Annotated in this window: 16 protein-coding genes and 1 tRNA gene; 5 read left to right on the top strand and 12 right to left on the bottom strand. The window is 69.5% G+C overall.

Annotation, left to right across the window (positions count from 1 at the left end):
- Positions 1-6 precede the first annotated feature (6 nt).
- The 7 genes from EXE48_RS11100 to EXE48_RS11075 all read right to left on the bottom strand — a co-directional run bounded on the left by EXE48_RS11100 (position 7) and on the right by EXE48_RS11075 (position 4,874).
- Positions 7-435 carry a PTS-dependent dihydroxyacetone kinase phosphotransferase subunit DhaM gene (locus EXE48_RS11100; protein WP_137711423.1) on the bottom strand — a complete coding sequence of 143 codons (429 nt, stop codon included), beginning with the start codon at positions 433-435 and terminating at the stop codon, positions 7-9.
- Positions 435-1,154, bottom strand: coding sequence for a dihydroxyacetone kinase subunit DhaL (dhaL, locus tag EXE48_RS11095; protein WP_053771430.1), 720 nt, complete (start codon positions 1,152-1,154; stop codon positions 435-437). Before dhaL ends, EXE48_RS11100 begins: the two co-directional genes overlap by 1 nt.
- Positions 1,151-2,149, bottom strand: a complete 999-nt coding sequence (dhaK, locus tag EXE48_RS11090) for a dihydroxyacetone kinase subunit DhaK (RefSeq protein WP_137711422.1) — start codon at positions 2,147-2,149, stop codon at positions 1,151-1,153. Before dhaK ends, dhaL begins: the two co-directional genes overlap by 4 nt.
- Before the next feature lie 74 nt (positions 2,150-2,223).
- Positions 2,224-2,346, bottom strand: a complete 123-nt coding sequence (locus EXE48_RS19270) for a hypothetical protein (protein ID WP_255510294.1) — start codon at positions 2,344-2,346, stop codon at positions 2,224-2,226.
- Between the two features lie 330 nt (positions 2,347-2,676).
- A complete protein-coding gene (locus tag EXE48_RS11085; RefSeq protein WP_137711421.1) occupies positions 2,677-3,861 on the bottom strand; it encodes a threonine synthase in 1,185 nt (394 codons plus the stop codon).
- A 218-nt stretch (positions 3,862-4,079) separates the two neighbouring features.
- Positions 4,080-4,153 (bottom strand) — tRNA-Ile (locus EXE48_RS11080).
- Positions 4,154-4,256: 103 nt separating this feature from the next.
- A complete protein-coding gene (locus EXE48_RS11075; protein WP_137711420.1) occupies positions 4,257-4,874 on the bottom strand; it encodes an FxsA family protein in 618 nt (205 codons plus the stop codon).
- 172 nt (positions 4,875-5,046) lie between these two features.
- Between EXE48_RS11075 and EXE48_RS11070 the strand changes: the two genes are divergently transcribed.
- Both EXE48_RS11070 and EXE48_RS11065 read left to right on the top strand, forming a co-directional pair.
- Positions 5,047-5,754 (top strand): DUF1405 domain-containing protein, encoded by a 708-nt coding sequence (locus EXE48_RS11070; RefSeq protein ID WP_137711419.1) that lies wholly within the window; start codon positions 5,047-5,049, stop codon positions 5,752-5,754.
- Between the two features lie 70 nt (positions 5,755-5,824).
- Complete coding sequence (locus EXE48_RS11065) at positions 5,825-6,871, top strand: enolase (protein ID WP_053771425.1); 1,047 nt, start codon at positions 5,825-5,827, stop codon at positions 6,869-6,871.
- Between the two features lie 499 nt (positions 6,872-7,370).
- Here EXE48_RS11065 and engB read toward each other — a convergent pair whose 3' ends face one another.
- Positions 7,371-7,991: a GTP-binding protein EngB gene (gene engB / locus EXE48_RS11060; RefSeq protein WP_137711418.1), complete on the bottom strand. Its 621-nt coding sequence runs from the start codon at positions 7,989-7,991 to the stop codon at positions 7,371-7,373.
- Between the two features lie 409 nt (positions 7,992-8,400).
- On the opposite strand from engB, the gene EXE48_RS11055 reads away from it, so the two are divergent.
- A complete protein-coding gene (locus EXE48_RS11055; protein ID WP_121599546.1) occupies positions 8,401-10,026 on the top strand; it encodes a Na+/H+ antiporter NhaC family protein in 1,626 nt (541 codons plus the stop codon).
- Positions 10,027-10,149: 123 nt separating this feature from the next.
- On the opposite strand, the gene EXE48_RS11050 is transcribed toward EXE48_RS11055, so the two are convergent.
- Positions 10,150-10,839, bottom strand: a complete 690-nt coding sequence (locus EXE48_RS11050; RefSeq protein WP_137711417.1) for a DUF4013 domain-containing protein — start codon at positions 10,837-10,839, stop codon at positions 10,150-10,152.
- Positions 10,840-11,054: 215 nt separating this feature from the next.
- Here EXE48_RS11050 and EXE48_RS11045 point away from each other — a divergent pair, with 215 nt between their 5' ends.
- The gene (locus tag EXE48_RS11045; protein ID WP_053771421.1) at positions 11,055-11,795 is read left to right on the top strand and encodes a 5-formyltetrahydrofolate cyclo-ligase; all 741 of its coding nucleotides are present in this window, start codon (positions 11,055-11,057) and stop codon (positions 11,793-11,795) included.
- 60 nt (positions 11,796-11,855) lie between these two features.
- Here EXE48_RS11045 and EXE48_RS11040 read toward each other — a convergent pair whose 3' ends face one another.
- Both EXE48_RS11040 and EXE48_RS11035 read right to left on the bottom strand, forming a co-directional pair.
- Positions 11,856-12,059 (bottom strand): DUF8106 domain-containing protein, encoded by a 204-nt coding sequence (locus EXE48_RS11040; protein ID WP_137705355.1) that lies wholly within the window; start codon positions 12,057-12,059, stop codon positions 11,856-11,858.
- Between the two features lie 219 nt (positions 12,060-12,278).
- Entirely contained in the window at positions 12,279-13,373 is a 1,095-nt protein-coding gene (locus EXE48_RS11035; RefSeq protein ID WP_137711416.1) for an archaeosine biosynthesis radical SAM protein RaSEA, read from the bottom strand.
- Between the two features lie 298 nt (positions 13,374-13,671).
- On the opposite strand from EXE48_RS11035, the gene EXE48_RS11030 reads away from it, so the two are divergent.
- Positions 13,672-15,594 (top strand): bifunctional metallophosphatase/5'-nucleotidase, encoded by a 1,923-nt coding sequence (locus tag EXE48_RS11030; RefSeq protein WP_137711415.1) that lies wholly within the window; start codon positions 13,672-13,674, stop codon positions 15,592-15,594.
- 12 nt (positions 15,595-15,606) lie between these two features.
- On the opposite strand, the gene EXE48_RS11025 is transcribed toward EXE48_RS11030, so the two are convergent.
- Positions 15,607-16,089, bottom strand: coding sequence for a VanZ family protein (locus EXE48_RS11025; RefSeq protein ID WP_137705352.1), 483 nt, complete (start codon positions 16,087-16,089; stop codon positions 15,607-15,609).
- Between the last annotated feature and the right edge of the window lie 94 nt (positions 16,090-16,183).

Below are 16,183 nucleotides of genomic sequence, written 5' to 3'. Positions count from 1 at the left end.
CCGCCCCTACAGCTTCTCGATGTCCCGGGCGGACTCCGCCTGCTCGCGCACGGACTCGACCGTGGCCGAGGGGTCGGTCGCCGCGACCGCCGCGTTGACGGCGCCTTCGAGGACGGGCGCGTCCGCGATGACGGCCTCCGCGTCGCTCATCTCGACCGCGACGTCCGCGTTCATCACCGCGCTGCCCAGGTCGACGAGGACGACGACGCCGTCCGCGTCGCCTCCGTCTTCCTCGCCCCCGACCGCGTCGCTCCCGTCCTCGGAACCGGCCGCGGCGTCGATCGCCGTTTCGATCGCGTCGGGGACGGTGCCGATCCCGCCCTTCCCGTCGCCGCCGACCGGTTCGATCCGGGTGTCGCCAGCCATCTCGGCGGCGATCTCGGCGATCCCCTCGGCGGCGCTCTCGCTGTGCGAGACGACGACGATCCCGACCATCAGTCGCCCTCCGAGACCCCCGCGTCGTCGGGGTCCTCGTCCGGGATCGTCGGCGAGGCGGCGTCGGGCTCCGGGGCGTCGACGCCGAGCCGGTCGGCGGCGACCGCGAGCAGCTCTTCGAGGATGAACAAGGTGCTGGTCGCCCCCGGGTCCTGGTGCCCGACCGAGCGCCAGCCGAGGTAGGAGGCGCGCCCCTTCCGCGCCCGGATCGGAACGGTGAACGCGACGCCGCGCTCGGCGGCGTCGACCGCCTTCGCGAGCGCCTCGATCGGCGGCAGGTCGTCGGCCTCGATCGACTTCTTGAACGTGTGGACCGCGGGCGTCAGCGCGTCCACCATCGTCTGGTCGCCGACGCGCGCGTCGCCGCGGTCCTCGACCTTCTCCAAGTACGTCTCGGCGAACGCCACCGCCGTCTCGTGGCTGATACCCCCGTCGAGTTCGCCCGCCGCGAACACGAGCGACCCGCCGAACAGCGGACCCGAGGCGCCGCCGACCTCGGCCATCAGCGTCTTGCCGACCGTCTTCGCGACGGTCTCGGCGTCCGGGTCGTCGAGGTCGCGCGCGGCGTCGGCCGCCCGGGCCCAGCCGCGCGCCATGTTCCCGCCGTGGTCGGCGTCGCCGATCGCGGAGTCCAGCTGCGTGAGGTGGTCGCGCTCGGCCTCGATGCGCTCGGCGACGGCCTCGACGGCCGCGACGACCGCCGCCCCGTCGTCGCTCATTTCACCGTCAGCGCCGGGGTGTCGGCCGGCGCGTCGAACAGCTCCTTCAGTTCGGCGTCGACCGCGCACACCGTGATCGACGCGCCAGCCATGTCCAGCGAGGTCATGTAGTCGCCGACCCACGCGTCGTAGGTCTCCAGCCCGTGCTCCCCGAGCAGCTCCTGGAGGCGTCGGTTGACGACGAACAGCTCCATCTGCGGGGTGGCGCCCATCCCGTTGACGACCGTGAGCACCTCCTGTCCCTCGTCGAGGCCGAGGTCGTCGAGGACCGCCTCGGTCAGGTGCTCGGTGATCTCGTCGGCCGACATCACGTCCGTGCGCTCCGTGCCCGGCTCGCCGTGGATCCCGATGCCGAGTTCGATCTCGTCGTCGCCGAGATCGAAGGTGGGCTCGCCCTTCTCCGGGGTGACACACGAGGTGAGCGCGGTGCCCATCGTGCCGACGTTGTCGACCACCTTCTCGGCGACGCGCTTGACCTCGCTCAGGTCGGCGCCCTCCGCGGCCTTCGCGCCGGCGGCCTTGTGGACGAGGATCGTTCCGCAGACGCCGCGACGCCCGGAGGTGTACAGCGAGTCCTCGACTGCCACGTCGTCGTTCACCACGACGCTCTCGACCTCGATCCCCTCCATCTCCGCGAGCTCGATGGCGGTCTCGAAGTTCATCACGTCGCCCTCGTAGTTCTTGATGATCGCGAGGACGCCGTCGCCCGCGTCGCAGGCGCCGATCAATTCCTCGAACTCGTCCGCGGTCGGCGAGGAGAACACGTCGCCCGCGGCCGCGCCGTCCAGCATTCCGTCGCCGACGTACCCCGCATGGGTCGGCTCGTGGCCGCTGCCGCCCCCCGTCACCAGCGCTACCTTCCCGTCGATCGGCCCATCGTCGCGGACGAGCACCTGCGTGTCCGGCAGGCGTCGCAGGCGGTCGGGATACGTCGCCGTCATGCCGTCCAGCATCTCGTCGACGACGTCGTCCGGGTCGTTGATCAGCTTCTTCATGATCGTTGGTACCGACTCACTCGGTTCGCATAAGCGTAGTGGCCCTCAGCGCCGCCGTGCCCCCCGTCGAGCGGTCAGATGGGCGCCAGTTCGCGGGTGCCGAACTCGCGACACCGGGCGACACCGGGGTCGGTCCGGTCGGGCACGCGGAACCCGTAGCCACTTTCGCAGACGCCGCCGTCGTCGAACGGATTCATGCCCCGCCGACGGAGAGCTGCGTGTAAACGCCTATGGTCGGGTTCGTTCCGGGATTTCGCGGGATACACGGCGTGGGTCCGCCTCGCCGCTGCCGCTCTCACTCCCCGCACACGGCCCGCGCGTGTCACCCGTCTTCCGATCGTCGCTCCCGAATCCGTTCCCTTCGACCGATCGTAAGCTTCCGGCACTCCCGACGCGGGCTCCCCTCGTCGACGCCGCGGTCACCACGACCGAGCGCTGCTCCTTGACCGCTTGATCGGGGCCGGCGGGAGCCTCGCCGAACCCACCGACGAGGCGGCGGCAACGGAGTGAGGCCGGCGCCCGACGGGTTATGACACCGCGTCGCGGACCGCGCCCGGGACGTCCGATCGGTCGACCTCCCGAACCGACGAGGTGTCGGGCTCGGTCTCCCCGTACTTGTACCCCGACCCGGTCAGTATCACGGCGACGTCGTCGTCGGGACCGAACTCGCCGGCCGCGGCGAGGTCCCGCACGGCGGCCGTGGCCACGGCGCAAGACGGCTCGACCGAGACGCCGGCGTCGGCCGCGAGGCGGTCCGTTTCGGCGAGCATCGCCTCCTCGGGGACGGAGACGACGCCGCCGTCCGTCTCCGCGACGGCGGCCAGCGCCCGGTTTCCGCTCGGCGGGTCTGCGTTGTTGATCGAGACGGCCGCCGTCGGCTCGCCCGTGACCGGCTCGACGCGCGACGCCCCGCGACGGTACGCCTGCGCGATCGGGTCGCAACGTGCGGTCTGCGCGAGGTAGATCCGCGGCGTCGCCGTGAGAAGCCCCGCCGCGTCCAGTTCCCTGAGCGCCTTCCAGACCCCGCTCGCCTGCCCGCCGCTGCTGACCGGTAAGACGATCGCGTCGGGTGCGTCGGGGGCGAACGCCTCGCAGATCTCGTACGCGACCGTCTTCTGTCCGGCCACCCGGAGCGGGGCGTCCGAGTTGAGAAACGCGGCGCCGAGGTCGTGTTCGAGGGTGTCGTGGTAGAGCCGCCCGTACTCCCCGTGGACCCGGAACAGGTGCGGGTCGTGTTGGGCGATCATCGCGAGCCGGGAGTCCGGGGTGTCCTCGGCCACGAGGATGACCGCCTCCCGGTCCGCCGCGGCGGCGTGGGCGGCGACGCTCAACGCCATGTTGCCGTGCGAGACCGTTCCGACCGGTCCGTCGACACGACTGATACCGACGGCCGTTCCGCGGTCCTTGAAGCTCCCCGTCGGATTGACGCCCTCCACCTTGAGGTGGACCCGAGGGCCGTCCGTCGATTCGATCGACGGCGCACGGAACAGCGGCGTCCCGCCCGCGGCGGCGGCGAGCCCGGTCGGCGTCGTCGCGGGGAGGACGGACTCGTATCGCCAGAGCGCGTCTCGACCGAGCGAACCGTCGCTCGCGTCTGGCCAGTCGAACGCCGCCGCGTCGGTCTCGAACCAGAGCGGCTCGCCGCAGCGACACCGGGTCACGTCTCCGAACGGATACGTCTCCCCGCAGTCGTAACACGTCAGCTGCTCCATACCCCTCTCTCACGGGCGGTGTACAAATGATTGATCGCGGGGGCCGATCGCGGTATCGGTCGGCACTCGGAGGCCGTGGATGCGATACCCCTCCGCAGAATTCCAACCCTGATAAGACACGCTACCGGTGCCTCTCTGGGTGTAGAAGACCGAAATTGGGTGGCTGGGGAGTCCCAGCCCACCAATCCCGAGCGGTCAAAGACCGCTCGCGAAGCAGGTGGGCCAACACGGATTTGAACCGTGGACCTCCCGGTTATCAGCCGAGCGCTCAACCTGACTGAGCTATTGGCCCAGGTGAGCGCATCCAACCGTTGCGCGGGTAGGATTTTAAGGGTTTCCTTTCGTGAGCCGCCCGCCGTGTGGCGGTTTGACGGACCCTCACGACCTCCACGTCGTCAGTCGGTTCCCTTCCGCTCCTCCTCTTCGACGGTGAAATCCACGTCGACAACGTCGTCGTCCGCCGACCCGCCGCCGGCGTCAGCGTTCCCCCCGACACTTCCGTCGGTATCGGGGCCGTCGCCGCCGTCGAACCCGTCCGGGCCGTCACCGGGAAACCCGCTACCGCCCATCGTGAAGCCGCCGTCGCCGTCGTTCGGGAAGCCGCCGATGTAGACGTTGCCCGAGAGGAAGCCGTCCGTCTCGCGTTCGATGTACGGGATGACGACGTACTTCTTCAGGGCCACGCGGATCGGCACCCGGGAGAGCGGGAGCGCGAGCAGGAAGCCGACCGCGTCGGTGACGAGCCCCGGCGTGAGCAGGAACGCGCCCGCGGCGATGAGCAGCCCGCCGTCGAGCAGTTCGTCGGTCGGCGGCTTCCCCTGCGCGACCTTCCGTTGGAGGCGCCCGAGGGTCGCTCGCCCCTCGGCGCGGAGCAGGAGCATCCCGAGGACGGCCGTCAACACGACCAAGGCGACCGTCACCGGCCACCCGAGCCGCGTCGCGACCACGATCAGGAACAGCGCGTCCACGAGGGGGACGACGAGGAGCAGCGCGAGCAGCGTTCGCGGGCGCATACCCCCGCCTTTCCGCCGGGCGCCCATAGCCCTTTTCGTCGCGGTCGGGGTCTGACGGGCGCTCGCATCGCGCTCGGTCCGCGCTCGATCTGGTCTCGCGACACCGATCGGGTGCGCCGGTCGCGCCCGCCGCGACCGCCACGACTTTGCCCGCCCGGGCCGAGCCGGCGGTATGGACATCGTCGGCGTGCTCGGTCGCGACCCGCCGGACCGCGAGTCGCTTCCGCGGTGGGTCGCGCCGCTCCCGCAACGACTGGAGGACGTCGCCTTCCGGTTCGCGTGGGTCATCGTCGCCATCAACCTCGTCGGCACCGCGTTCGGCTTCTGGTACTACCGATTCCAGTTCCGCGCTCTCCCGACCGAGATGTGGCTGTTCATCCCGGACAGCCCGGGCGCGACGCTGCTCATCGCGATCGCGCTCGGCGCGTGGGCGCTCGGGCGGTCGAGCGACACGCTCGCCGCGCTGGCGTTCTTCGGGAACGTCAAGCTCGGGCTGTGGACCCCGTACGTCCTCGTCGTCTTCTGGCCGGAGTTCCTCGCGGTCAACGGTCCGGCGCTGTACGCCTTCCTGTTCTTCAGCCACCTCGCGATGGTGGTCCAGGCGTTCGTCCTCCACCGGATCACCGACTTCCCGCTGAAGGCGGTCGCGGTCGCGACCGCGTGGTACACAATCGACCTGCTGATGGACTACTTCGTGCCCGTGATCGGCGAGGTGACCCACACCTCGCTGCCGTACGCCGACGGCGCGCCGTGGTTCACGACGACCGTCCTCCAGGTCGCGGCCGCCGGCGCGGTCGTCCTCACCGTGATCCCGCTGTTCTGGACGCTCGGAACTCGGATCGCGACGCTGCGAGGCCGCGCGAGCGACTCCGGGTCGTAACCGCGGCGGGGGGAGCGTCGAGCCCGCCCGCGCTCACCGATTTAAGTGGACAGCCGACCTCCACGGGGGTATGAGCCACTACGAGCGGATCGCGGACCTGACGGTCACGATCGAGTCGGTCTCGCGGCGACGACACACGGCGAACACGACGAGCGGCTTCGAGCGGACGACGACGGAGTACCGGCTCTCCGGCGACGGCGTCGTCGGCAGGGGGGAAGACGTCACCTACGAGACCGCCGACCACGACGCCCTCGCCGGCACCGACCCGATCGACATCGAGGGGGAGTGGACGATCGACGCGCTGTCCGACCGACTCGACGAGATCGACCTCTTCCACGGCCACGAGCCAGCAAACGAGACGTCCCGCAACTACCGTCGGTGGGCGGTCGAGAGCGCGGCGCTCGACTTGGCCCTCAGACAGCACGGGGAGTCGCTCGGTGAGCGCCTCGGCGTCGACCCCGAACCGGTCCGCTTCGTCGTCTCAACGCGGCTCGGCGACCCGCCCTCGACCGACCGCGTCGAGGCGCTGCTCGCGCGAGACCCGGAGTTGGAGTTCAAGCTCGACCCCACGCCGGAGTGGCCGGAGTCGGCCTTCGAGACGCTGCGGGAGACCGACGCCGTGCGCGTCCTCGATCTGAAGGGCTGGTACGAGGGGACCGAGGTGGACGTCGAGCCCGACCCGGAGCTGTACCGCGACGTGTTCGCGGCGTTCCCGGCCGCGGTCGTGGAGGACCCGGCGTTCACGCCCGCGACGAGCGCGCTCGTCCAGCCGCAGGCGGACCGGCTCTCGTTCGACTATCCGATCGACGGCGTCGAGAGCCTCGAATCCCTCCCTGTCGAGCCCGGCTGGTGTAACGTCAAGCCCTCGCGGTTCGGCACGCTCGAATCGCTGTTCGAGACGATCGCCTACTGCGAGGAGGAGGGGATCCAGCTGTACGGCGGCGGGCAGTTCGAACTCGCGAGCGGCCGCACCGCGATCCAGACGCTCGCCGCGCTGTGTTACCCCGACGCGCCGAACGACGTGGCGCCGCGAGCCTACAACGACCCCGACGCCGAGCCGCCGTATCCGAAGAGCCCGCTCCGACCGAGCGACGACGTGGTCGGCTTCGAGTTCTGAAACGACGGGACTCCAATCGGTTACTGGGTCAACTATTTACAAATGGCTCTGCGGTGGCGCGTGCCTCCGACTGGCCGCCGTTGGCGGCCGCGAGGAGCACGCGCGAGGGAGTCAGTCGCCCGAAGCGAAGCGAGGACGGCTGACGAGGCTGGGGAGGTGTGAGGCGCTGTGCGGGGTGGGACTCAAAGGGGCAGCCGCGAGGACGACGGCGCGTGACGTAAGCACCGGAGTGAGTGAGCGGAGCGAACGAACGAGGAGCGCAGCGAGCGCACCGAGTCCTCGCGGCTGGGGCTTTGGCGGTGTCCACCGTTGATTGGGCGTCACCCACGTACGGCCGAGCAGCTAGGGCTTTGGCGGTGTACGCCGTCAGTCCGTCAGCAGCCACTTATAAGCAAGTAACTGGGATTGTGGCGCTGTCCGACGTTGACTCGCAAACGTTCACTTATAAATAAACGGCCGAACCCACGGAGCAACCGATCCTGCCGCAGCACACCATTACTTAAGAGACGAACTTCAGTAGGTCGTCGCGGTTGTGGTCGTGGAAGCGCGTCCGGAGACACTTCTCTAAGGCCTCGACGTCGCCGCGCTTCGCGCAGATGGGCGCCACGCGGTCGGACCACTGCTGCCACGGCGGGAACAGCCCGAGCCGGTCGCAGATCTCGTCGAGCCGCTCGTCGAGGTCGTCGATCTTGTCGGTCTTGTTGACGGCGACGATGGGCTCGACGCCCACGTCCTCCAGGAAGCCGTACATCTCCACGTCGTGGGGGACGTTCCCGCGCTCGGCGTGCCGATCGATGATGTCCACCGCGGCCTTGCCGTCCATCACGACGACCCCCGCGAGGATCGAATCGGCGTTGTCCTCCAGGTAGCGGACGATGTCCGTCTTGATCTGCTCGCGGTGCTCCTCTTCCACGCCGGACATGAACCCGAAGCCGGGGAGGTCCGTGAACATGAAGCTCTCGCTGGCCCAGTCGAAGTGGTTCGGCTGGCGGGTGACGCCCGGCTTACCGCCGGTCGAGAAGTCGTGGCCCGTCAGCTCGCGCATCAGCGTGGACTTGCCGACGTTCGAGCGCCCAACGAGGACGACCTCGACGTCGCGGTCCGGCCGGTCTTCGAACATACCCGACGGTGCGCGCCTGAGCGGGTTAAAAGGCGCGTCGTCGGTCTCTGACGCGTCGCGACGGAGAGCGGGCGGGCGCTGTCGGCCCGAGAGGAATCCTCCTTCGGGAGACACACCCGCGAACGTCTCGTCGTTCGAGAAGCGAAACAGTCGGAAGGGGAATTGAATGTCCACATTTCGAAAACGTACGGTCAGAAATATGAAACTACCATAGATTATATATACTCCGAGCCGGTGTGGGTGTGTGTAACATGGTTTTCCAGACGAGGGCTCGTGACCGTCGCATCGGTTCGACGAATCCGGTGAACGCCTGTACAGGCGCCTCCGAGCGCGTGCGACGAGGATTCCGGTCGTCTGCGGTGGGCCGCTCGTCCCCCTCGTCAGGTCGGGATCGCTCGGGGGGAGGCGTATGACGGGAGCCGAGACGTTCGGCGCCGTCTCCCTCGTGCCGCCGCTGTTAGCGATCGTGCTCGCGATGGTGACGCGGAAACCGGTCCTCTCGCTGTTCTTAGGGATCTGGTCCGGGGCCGCGATCTACACGACGAACCACGGCGTGGTCCAGACGCTGGACTGGCTCGTCTCCTCGATCGGCGAGAGCACGTTCAACGCGAAGATCATGCTGATCGTGCTGTTCCTCGGGGCCGGCGTCGCACTCATCTGGCGGCTCGGCGGGGCGAACGCCCTCGCGAACGCGGTGACATCCAGGCTCGACAGCCAACGGAAGGTCGGCGCGGCGACGTGGATCTTCGGCATGATCTGGTTCTTCGACGACTATTCGAACACGGCGATCGTCGGCACCACGATGCGGGAGATCTCCGACGAGGTGAGCATCTCTCGGGAGAAGCTCGCGTACATGATCGACTCGACCGCCGCGCCGGTCGCGACGTTCGGCGTCTCGAGTTGGGTCGCGTACCAGCTGAGCATGATCCGCGACGGCTACGAGGCGGCGGGCGTCTCCGTCGACGCCGGTCAGGTCCCCAGCGCCTTCGCGCTGTTCCTCCAGAGCGTCCCGTTCAACATGTACTGCCTGCTGGCGGTCGTGATGGTCGGGATAATCGTCTTCTCGAGGCGCGACTTCGGCGAGATGCTCGACGCCGAGCACCGCTCCGCGACGGAGGGGAAGGTCCTGCGCGACGGGGCCATCCCGATGCAGAGCGCCGAGGACAGCCTCGGCGACGTGCTGACCGACTCGCCGCAGCTCCGGTACTTCCTCGTGCCGACGCTCGCCCTGATGGCGACCGTGGTCGGCGGCGGGTTCTACACCGGACTCGGCGCGTCGGAGGCCGGCGCTGGGCCGTTCGAGATCGCCGGCAACGCCGCGTTCGTCGACGCGCTCCTGTGGGGGACGTTCATGATGGTCGCCGTCGCGCTCACCATGGGCATCGCCAGCGGGATCGCGAACCTCGACGAGGCGATGGAGACCGTCATCGACGGCTTCGGAATGATGCTGACCGCGCTCACGATCCTCGTGATGGCGTGGACGATCGGCACCGTTACCACCGCCCTCGGCACGGGCGTCTTCGTCACCGACATCGCTCAGGAGTTCGTGTCGCCGACGCTGCTCCCGGTCGTCGTCTTGATGGCGTCCGCGTTCATCGCGTTCTCGACGGGCACTTCGTGGGGAACGATGGCGATCGTGACGCCGATCGCGGTCCCGCTGGCGTGGAGCGTCGGCGGCGCCACGCCCGCGCTGCTTCCCGTCGCGATCGGGACCGTGTTCAGCGGCGCCATCTTCGGCGACCACTGCTCCCCCATCTCCGACACGACGATCCTCTCGTCGACGTTCACCGGCGCGGACCACATCGACCACGTCCGCACCCAGATCTACTACGCCACGACGGTGCTCGTCGTGGCCGCGACGCTTTTGACGGTGTGGGGCGCCACGCGGATCACGCCGCTCGTGCTGCTCCCGATCGGCGTGGTGACGCTCGCCGGTCTCGTGTACGCGCTCTCCGAGTTCGACGCGAACCGGAAGGGCGTGGCGGCGACCCGCACCGTCGAATCCGCCGACCGGTCGCCGGCCGACGACGACTGACCCCCGGCCACACCGAGGGCGCGCCGCGCCGGACGGTTCGCCGACGACCCCGGCCGGCGCGGGGCGCGGCCGACAGTCTCTCCGACGCGTCGTCGCCGCCGGCCCGCCGCGCTCTCGCCGCAATCAGATCGCGGCGTCGTCGGAGGCGGTCCCGACGTCGATGCCGTCGCTCTGGTCGGCGAACGCCGTCCCGAACATGCGGAACACGGCGACCTGACCGTAGAACTGGACGAACGGAACGAGCACCGCGCCGACCACGGTGACGATCAGGACGGCGGACACGACGAACACGCCGACGGCGACGAGGATCGGCACGAGCACCGCGAGCAGGTACTCCACGCTGAACAGGGTCGGCGTGAGGAGCCCGACGTCGAATGCCGCGCTCGCCTCGCCCCGGGCCGCGTACGCCGTCAGCGCCGCGGGGACCGCGTAGTACACGAACAGGAGCACTGGGATGAACGCGAGCGCGAGGAGCGCGCCCGTCAGGCCGATCAGCGCGCCGAGGTCGCCGCCGATCCCGGCGCCCACGCCCGCGACGGCCGCGACGAGGACCCCGTACGCCAGCAGAGGGACGATCGAGTACACGATCGCGATCAGCGTGGCGACGACGCCCTTCACGAAGAGGTCCGCCCAGTCCGTGAACTCGGGCGGCTCCTCCTCGCCCGCGACGGTCCGTTCGAGCACTCGCACGAGGTATCCGAGGACGGCGAAGGTGGGAATCACGAGCACCGAGAGGAACTCCAACACGCCGCCGATGACGATACGACCGACCCAGTCGCCCCGCGCCGGGTACGACAGTCCGTCCTCTATCATACCTCCGACCACGGCGATCCGGTATATAAATCGATGCCACTGTTCGCGCGCCGGACCGCTCGCACGTCCGCGTCCGGTTCGAGGCCGCGAGCGTCGTCGGCGTCGCGTGAGCGCCGTCGCGCGGACACCGTGTGCGCACCGCGTGGGCGTCGTGAGAGAGACCCTCCGTGCCGCCGCGTCGCCGGCTACTTGTCGGTCCCGCCCCTGCCTGCGGCATGAACAAACAGACCGTCCGCGAGGCGGTGTGGGACGCCTTCGACGCAGGCGACCACGCGCGCTTTCCGTTCCCGCCGCACGACCGGATCCCGAACTTCGCCGGCGCCGACGCCGCGGCTGAGCGGCTCGCGGATACCGAGGCGTGGGAGGCGGCCGCGACGCTGAAGGCCAACCCCGACGCGCCGCAGCTCCCGGTCCGCAGAGCCGCGCTCCGCGCCGGCAAGACCGTCTACGTCGCGCAGCCCCGGCTCCGCGATCCGGACCCGTTCCTCCGGCTCGACCCCGGCGAGATCCCGCCGGAGGAGATCGACGACGCGACGACCGTCTCCGGGATCGGCGAGTACGGGACGCCGACCGCGCCCGAGGACGTCGCGCACGTCGACCTGATCGTCGCCGGCTCCGTCGGCGTCACCACCGACGGCGCCCGGATCGGGAAGGGCGAGGGGTACAGCGACCTGGAGTGGGCGGTCCTCCGCGAACTCGGCGCGGCCGATGCGGACACGGAGGTCGCGACGACCGTTCACGAGTGCTCCGTGCTCGACGGCCCCGAGTCCGCCGTCGGCGCCGACGCCGACCTCCCGGCGCCCGACGCCCACGACGTTCCCCTCGACCTCGTCGTGACGCCGGAACGGACGGTTCGGACGGACACGCCGTACGCGCGGCCGGACGGCGTCGACTGGGACGCGCTCGACGCGGAGAAGCTGTCCGAAATTCCCGTCCTCGCCGAGCGGGCACCCTGACGAGAGAAAATCGCGGTCGAAAGGAGGCGATTACGGTGTTCAGTCGGCGGTACGATACCCTCAGTCCGCGTGCTGCGGCGTCGGCGTGGCCCGCTCCGCCCGGTGGTCGGCGACGTGGCCGCACTCCGGACAGACGATCGTGCGCTCGTCGCCGTCGCTGACGACGAGCCACCCGTCCGACAGGGGGCTCTCGAAGCGACACTCCGGACAGAACAGGACCGACTTCCTGCGGGAGGGCGGGGAACCGCTGGCGTCTGCGTTCATGGTGTCCGGTAGGGCCCGGAGCTATAAGGGTCTTGTTCGACCTGATCGTTCAGTATGGTCGGGAGTCAAAAACGTGACTGTCACGCACTTTCAGAGATAATAGATCGTTCATTTCACCGATTAGAAAATAACTGATCGGCGACTGTCATCATCGTTCCGGGGCGTTCCGTCGCCCGCCTCGGAGGTCCGCCTCGCCCCGGACCGCGCTTCCGTCGCAGGCTATCGCGCCAAGGGCATGTTGTAGCTCGTCTCCTCGGCCATCACGTACTCCCACGTGGCCTCGCACTCGCAGGATACCTGCTCGAAGACGCTCGGGTCCTGCCGCTTGTCGAAGTCCTTGATCGCGGTCTGGACGCGGTCGTCGCACTCGCCGCAGTTGTGCGCGCCGCGGTCGGAGCCGTGACCGACCGGGTCGGAGACGACGATGGCGTCGACGTCGGCCGTCGCTTCGAGCACGTGCGCGACCGACCAGAGCCACGGCGGCCGGTAGCCGCCCTCGAAGAACAGCTCGTCGACCATCGTGTAGCGCTGGACGTTCGTCGGGTTCATCGAGACGGTGTGACAGCCGTCCACGTCGGCGCACCGCCGGATCGAGTCGATCATGTCGGCGGCCGCCTCGGGCTCCGCGAGGAAGGGCGGCTTCATGAGGAGGTACGCCTTGACCCCCACGTCGGCGTCGAACTCGTCGTCGGCCGCGGCCGCCTCGGCACAGGCGGCCTCGAAGTCGGCGAAGTCGAAGTACTTGTTCACGCAGTCGTGGCGGACGCGGTCAGTCGCGGTCTCTAACCCGACGGCCACGTCGGTCGCGATGCCGTAGTCCGCGAAGTCGGCGATCTTCTCTCGATCGACGAAGTCCGGCAGCGACTCGACGACGATCCGGTCCCGGTCCACGAACGTCTCGGCGATGGCCCGCCGGGTCTCGGCCGGCACCTCGCGCTCGTCGAGGAAGGAGCCGGAGGTGTAGATCTTGATCAGCTCCGCCGGCTCCTCGGCCTCCTCGGCCTCGTGGTCGAGGCACGCGCCGATCTGCGTCACCAGGTCCTCGTGGGTGACGCTGCCGCCCTCGACCGACTCGGCGACGTAGCCGCACATCGTACAACCGCCGGCGCGGGCCCACCGGCAGCCGCCGGTGTTCAGGATGATCGTGAGGGAGTTCACCACGCCGTCGGGCGTGTTGTCCTCGTCGATCCACACGCGGGTCGGCTCCGTCGGGTCGTACGTCTCCGAGCGCTCGGCGCGGATGTCGCGCATCACGGCGTTGTGCGCGTCCATTCCGCGCCCCTGCTCGTACGCGTCGGGGCTCGGCTGGCTCATTACCGGGAAAAGCGGTCGCGCGCGTAAAGCGGTGTCGTCATCGCGGGCCGCGTCGCGTCCTCGTCGTCGAGTCCCATGTCGCGTCCGCGCCGTCGAGCCCCATGTCGCGTCCGCGTCGGGATCGGTCGCGTCGTCGCGGTCGCGGTCGCGGTCGGCCGCGAGTCCGACGACGCGGGTCGACCACGCGCCCGCCGGCCGGAGACGAATCGTTTGCGAAGAATACTCAAACACGCCGAACTGGTAAATATATATCATTTCATAGAAAGATTTTATAAACTTCTCTGTGTGGAAGAATTCGATGTCACGGGACCGTGACTACGGACGGCGTGACGTACTGCGAGCGGGTGGAATCGTACTCGGCGGGTCGCTCGTCTCCGGATCGGCGGCGGCCGCGGACGGCGAGGGAGCGACGACGCTCACCGTCCTGTCGTACAACGACATCCAGACGGCGGCGGCGCAGGACGAGAACTTCCCGCGGCTGGTGACGCTCATCGAGCAGCGGCGGGCGGCGGCCGACGGCCCCGTCGTCGTGGTCGGCGGCGGCGACGAGGTGGGACCGCACGCGCTGAGCCCGATATCGCAGTGGCGCGCGCCGGTGGACGTGCTCAACGAGGTCGAGCCGGACGCCGACGTGATCGGCAACCACGAGTTCGACTACGGGCTCGACCCCATCTCGGACGTGACGGCCGACTCCGAGTTCCCGTGGCTCGCGACGAACCTCGTCGACAGCGAGACGGGCGAGGCGTTCGACGGCACGGAGTCGTACCGGATCGTCGAACGCGGCGGCGTCAGCGTCGGGATCATCGGCCTCGCCGACCAGGGCGCGACGACGGGGAAGACGAACATCGACTTCGCGGCGGAGGGCATCACCATCGAGGACTACACCGAGACCGGCCCCGCCGAGGCGAAGCGGCTCAAGGAAGAGGAGGGCGTCGACGCCGTCGTCGCGCTCGCGCACACCGGCATCGGCGACGCCGAGGGGCTCGCGGAGGCCGACGCGGACGACGACATCGACGTGATCGTCGTCGGCGACGACGAGCAGCTCTATCCGCCCCAGGAGGTCGACGGATCGATCGTCTCCGAGGCGCGGGCCCGCGCGGCCTACCTCAGCGAGATCGAACTGACGATCGAGGGCGGCGAGGTCACCGCGTGGGACGGGGAGCTGATCGAGGTCACCGAGGACGTCGAGAAGGACCCGACCGCGTCGGGCATCATTAACGACTACCGCGCGGAAGTGAGCCTCGACTCGCCGGTCGTGGAGACCGAGACGCCGCTCAACGCCACGTTCGGCGCGAACTACCACCGCGAGACGGGCTACGGGAACCTGATCACCGACGCGATGCGCGAGCGCGTCGACGCCGACGCCGCGATCACGAACGCGGGCGGTATCCGCTCGGACTCGGTGTACGGGCCCGGCGAGATCACCGGCGGTGACATCTTCAACACGTTGCCGTTCCCGAACACGGTCGTCTCACTGGAGCTCACGGGCGAGGAGCTCGTCGAGACGCTGGAGAGCCAGGTCGTCACGCTGGAGAGCGACACCGGACAGCAGTTCGGCGAGGAGATCTCCCAGCAGACAAGCGGCCTGCGCTTCGAGTGGGTGCCCCACGACGACGCCGACGAACTGGTCCGCGAGGTGTACGTCGGCGGCGAGCCGCTCGACCCCGACGAGACATACGAGGTGGCCGTCAACAGCTACATCGCGAACGGCGGCAGCGGCTATCCGCTCGAAGACAAGCCCGTGGTCGAGGAGACGGGCGAGCTACAGGCGACGACGGTCGTCGACTACCTCGAACCCCGGGAGACGATCGCGCCGACCGTCGAGGGCCGGATGCAGCGCGTCGACCGCGACCTCCCCGACGCCTCGGTCACCGTCGACGGGAACGGCAAGGTGGTCACGCAGTTCGACGCGCCCGACGACGTCGACTCCGTCGCCGAGGACACCGTCGCCGTCTGGGCGTCCGACGGCGAGCACCTCGACGCGGAGAAGGCCGTCTTCGACGACGAGGAGGCGACCCTGATGGTGCGCGTCGACGACGGCGACCTCGCCGAGACGGTCGAGGACGCGGACGACGGCGAGGAGGTCCCGCTCGACCTGTACGCGAAGTACGAGTCGAGCGAGTTCGACCACATATACTTCGAGCGCTCGCGGCTGAACGCCGACGTGGCGGCGACCGTCCGGCGCCGCGGCCGCGGCCGCGCCGGCCCGCCGGGACGCTGAACGCGGGCGTCACTAGCGCCCGTCGTCGCGGTCGCTCGCCGCTTCCGGTCCGCTCCCCCAGGCGACCGCGATCCCCGCTCCGATGACCGCGCCGACCGCGTTGACCGCGGCGTCGCGCCACGCGAAGGACCGCCACGGGATCGGCGCCTGGACGAGTTCGATCCCGAAGCCGAACGCGACCGCGGCGCCGGCCGCGAGGAGCGGTCCGAACCGATGTCCCCGCGCCACCGGGACGAGCAGCGCTGCGAGGACCGCGTAGCCGACGAGGTGGAACGGGTCGGTAAGCCCGACTTCGGCGGGCAGGGCGTCGAGAGCGCCGCCGAGCGCGCTCTCCTCGCCGCCCGACGACGCCGGGACCGGAACCACGGACGCGACGAGCACGGCGAGCGCGACCCCGAACGCCCTCGCTCGGTCGCGCCCGGTCGCCCTCAGACGGCGCGCGACCCCTCCCGGACGGCGTCCGGTCGTCTCTCCCCGCCCGTCTCGGTCGGTCACGCTCGCGCTTCGCCTCGCCGGCAATTATGGCCTGCGGCTTCGCGATGTTCGGCGTCCGACGCGGGACGCCGACCGAAACCGGTCGCTCGCACCA

It is taken from the genome of Halorubrum sp. ASP1 (assembly GCF_005435135.1).
GTDB classification, from domain to species: domain Archaea; phylum Halobacteriota; class Halobacteria; order Halobacteriales; family Haloferacaceae; genus Halorubrum; species Halorubrum tropicale.
This window is presented reverse-complemented; position numbering and strand designations above follow the sequence as displayed.

Coding starts and splice junctions, on each gene's coding strand:
- EXE48_RS11045 (WP_053771421.1), top strand. CDS start 11,055: ATGAACAAACAGACCGTCCGCGAGGCGGTGTGGGACGCCTTCGACGCA.
- EXE48_RS11065 (WP_053771425.1), top strand. CDS start 5,825: ATGAGCCACTACGAGCGGATCGCGGACCTGACGGTCACGATCGAGTCG.
- EXE48_RS19270 (WP_255510294.1), bottom strand. CDS start 2,346: ATGAATCCGTTCGACGACGGCGGCGTCTGCGAAAGTGGCTACGGGTTC.
- dhaK (WP_137711422.1), bottom strand. CDS start 2,149: ATGAAGAAGCTGATCAACGACCCGGACGACGTCGTCGACGAGATGCTG.
- EXE48_RS11030 (WP_137711415.1), top strand. CDS start 13,672: ATGTCACGGGACCGTGACTACGGACGGCGTGACGTACTGCGAGCGGGT.
- EXE48_RS11035 (WP_137711416.1), bottom strand. CDS start 13,373: ATGAGCCAGCCGAGCCCCGACGCGTACGAGCAGGGGCGCGGAATGGAC.
- EXE48_RS11085 (WP_137711421.1), bottom strand. CDS start 3,861: ATGGAGCAGCTGACGTGTTACGACTGCGGGGAGACGTATCCGTTCGGA.
- engB (WP_137711418.1), bottom strand. CDS start 7,991: ATGTTCGAAGACCGGCCGGACCGCGACGTCGAGGTCGTCCTCGTTGGG.
- EXE48_RS11040 (WP_137705355.1), bottom strand. CDS start 12,059: ATGAACGCAGACGCCAGCGGTTCCCCGCCCTCCCGCAGGAAGTCGGTC.
- EXE48_RS11100 (WP_137711423.1), bottom strand. CDS start 435: ATGGTCGGGATCGTCGTCGTCTCGCACAGCGAGAGCGCCGCCGAGGGG.
- dhaL (WP_053771430.1), bottom strand. CDS start 1,154: ATGAGCGACGACGGGGCGGCGGTCGTCGCGGCCGTCGAGGCCGTCGCC.
- EXE48_RS11075 (WP_137711420.1), bottom strand. CDS start 4,874: ATGCGCCCGCGAACGCTGCTCGCGCTGCTCCTCGTCGTCCCCCTCGTG.
- EXE48_RS11055 (WP_121599546.1), top strand. CDS start 8,401: ATGACGGGAGCCGAGACGTTCGGCGCCGTCTCCCTCGTGCCGCCGCTG.
- EXE48_RS11050 (WP_137711417.1), bottom strand. CDS start 10,839: ATGATAGAGGACGGACTGTCGTACCCGGCGCGGGGCGACTGGGTCGGT.
- EXE48_RS11070 (WP_137711419.1), top strand. CDS start 5,047: ATGGACATCGTCGGCGTGCTCGGTCGCGACCCGCCGGACCGCGAGTCG.